The 2,174-nt window shown below is 55.5% G+C and carries 3 protein-coding genes; 2 read left to right on the top strand and 1 reads right to left on the bottom strand.

Going from position 1 to position 2,174, the window contains the following annotated elements; genetic code table 11:
- Positions 1 to 158: 158 nt before the first annotated feature.
- Positions 159 to 578: a PaaI family thioesterase gene (locus ACOYNV_RS27775; protein ID WP_422903060.1), complete on the bottom strand. Its 420-nt coding sequence runs from the start codon at positions 576 to 578 to the stop codon at positions 159 to 161.
- Positions 579 to 656: 78 nt separating this feature from the next.
- Between ACOYNV_RS27775 and ACOYNV_RS27770 the strand changes: the two genes are divergently transcribed.
- Both ACOYNV_RS27770 and ACOYNV_RS27765 read left to right on the top strand, forming a co-directional pair.
- The gene (locus tag ACOYNV_RS27770; protein WP_422903059.1) at positions 657 to 1,100 is read left to right on the top strand and encodes a hypothetical protein; all 444 of its coding nucleotides are present in this window, start codon (positions 657 to 659) and stop codon (positions 1,098 to 1,100) included.
- Complete coding sequence (locus ACOYNV_RS27765) at positions 1,097 to 2,092, top strand: CapA family protein (RefSeq protein WP_422903058.1); 996 nt, start codon at positions 1,097 to 1,099, stop codon at positions 2,090 to 2,092. Before ACOYNV_RS27770 ends, ACOYNV_RS27765 begins: the two co-directional genes overlap by 4 nt.
- The last annotated feature ends 82 nt before the right edge of the window (positions 2,093 to 2,174 follow it).

Genomic DNA, 2,174 nt, shown 5'->3' with positions numbered 1-2,174 from the left:
GAAAAATATACGAAATCGTCTTTTCTGTCCAGTCATTTGTTCGGGTAAAGGGCAGCACTAGCTTGTTGAATCTCAACAAGCGGCTTCGGCCGGTGTGCAGAGAAAGGAAAGCAGGGAACCGTCCTCTGGAGCACGTAGTCGCGAAGGAATTTGCAAGCCTAGACGGGCAACAGGGATTCCAGTGAAACTGATTTCCGATACACCATCCCCTGGAATGTGGCCAGCAGTTCGCCAGCCTCATCACGGATACTGACTTCAAAGCTCGCCAACTTCGGGGAATGGCTTACTTCGCGTGATTCGGCAATCAATTTCCCCTGTTTGGCTCCCCTGAAAATGGAAATGGATGAATTGATGGACAGTGCCAACTGCCCCCTCGAATTACTGGCCGCTGCAAAAGCAAAATCGGCGAGGGTGAAAAGCGCTCCGCCGTGAACCGTTCGTGCTCCGTTCAAATGGTAAGGCTGCAGTTGCATCTCCGCTCGCGCATACCCTTCGTGCAACTCAGTAATCTTCATGCCATTGTGACTGGCAAAGGCATCTGCACTGTTGAAGAAGGTCTGGATGGCTTTCATATCCATGCTAAGGTTCCTTGTTAAATAATCTGTCCATACCTGTTCGGAGGGTTGCTGTCCCAGCCAGAAAATGACTATATGCCCTTGAACTTGATTGCACGCCACACTCGCTCGGCCACCCCGGCTCGGGCGACGGTATTTATCGGTATTCTTTCGGGGATGTTATTTCCTGCCGTGGCGTCAGCCTCGCCCCGCCTGCGCTGCCAACTGACTCAGGGCGATATGGTGCAAGTCGTGGACGTCACGCCGGTTCAGAACCCCTACGCTGCAACAGCCGTGGATCTTAAAGGAAATTTTCGTTTCAAGGCTGTCGTTATCGGGGACGAGCAAAAGATCGATTACATCAAGCTCTATACCTATTACCAGTCGAAGCGGCAAGCCGTGTTGCTGCACGAAGCCAACTATCTGGCCCCCGTGGCCCATCCCGCACAGAGCCCGGCGGCCCTTACGGGCATGAATTATCTGTATTCCCCTGACTTAGGGCGAGAGTTTAAATATGCTTGTGCATTGCTCGAGGTCAAACCGTGATCGGCAAACCCTATTTGGCCTTGATTGCCGCGCTTTGTCTTGTCGTTCCTGGTTTGGCCTCGGCAGAAGAGGCGTCGATGGAGCCGCCAGTCTCGATCGCGTTTGTTGGCGACATACTGCTCGACGAATTGCCCGGCAAGATCGTCAAAGCGGGTCGCGATCCCTTTGCCCCATTTTCCGCAATCATCAATAGCGCTGACATCCGGGTGGGCAACCTGGAATGCGTCGTGGCGACCCATGGTTCAGCCGAACCGGGGAAACCGTTTACCTTCCGTGCTCACCCGCGAACCTTGAAAGTTCTTGAGCGCCATTTCGACGCCCTGGCCTTGGCGAACAACCACTCCGGCGACTTCGGACCGGCCGCTTTCAGTGAAATGCTTTCACTCCTGGAGCGTCACGGCCTTGCCTATTTCGGTGGCGGGGCCAACCTCGCACGGGCACATGCACCACTCATTATTGAACGTAGAGGTTTGCGCATTGCCCTGCTTGGCTACAACGAATTCTTCCCGCGCCGTTTCGAGGCGGATTACGACAAACCGGGTGTGGCCTGGAGCGAGGATGAACAAGTACTGTTCGACATGGCCAATGCGCGCACCCGTTTCCATGCCGATATAGTCATTCCGGTGATGCACTGGGGCTGGGAGCATGAACACAACGCCAGTCAGCGGCAACGCCAGTTGGCGCGCTTGATGATCGATGCCGGCGCGGATGCGGTGGTTGGCGGACACCCGCACGTCACCCAGGACATCGAGTTCTACCAAGGCAAACCGATCATCTACAGTCTTGGGAACTTCCTCTTCGACGGTTTTGCGGACGAAGACAACAATACGGGCTGGCTGCTGCGTCTGGAACTTGATCATCAAGGAGTACGCCGTTGGCGAACCTTCGTTGCGCACATCGATAAAAAAGGAGTGCCTCATCCGGGGCCTCGTACCGAGGACTCCTGCTGGGAAAGAGGGCAGGAGCAGATGAAGGCGTGCGCAGAAGACTAGTCGGGTTGCAAACGAGTCCCTGTCTTCGCAACCCTGACGCACGAACCGCGCCCCCCTGATGGCGCAAGGGTTTGGAGGCGGT

Source organism: Propionivibrio sp. (genome assembly GCF_049316945.1).
Lineage (GTDB): Bacteria > Pseudomonadota > Gammaproteobacteria > Burkholderiales > Rhodocyclaceae > Propionivibrio.
The sequence above is the reverse complement of the archived record's forward strand: the minus strand, read 5'-3'. Positions and strand labels throughout refer to the sequence as shown.

Coding starts and splice junctions, on each gene's coding strand:
- ACOYNV_RS27775 (WP_422903060.1), bottom strand. CDS start 578: ATGGATATGAAAGCCATCCAGACCTTCTTCAACAGTGCAGATGCCTTT.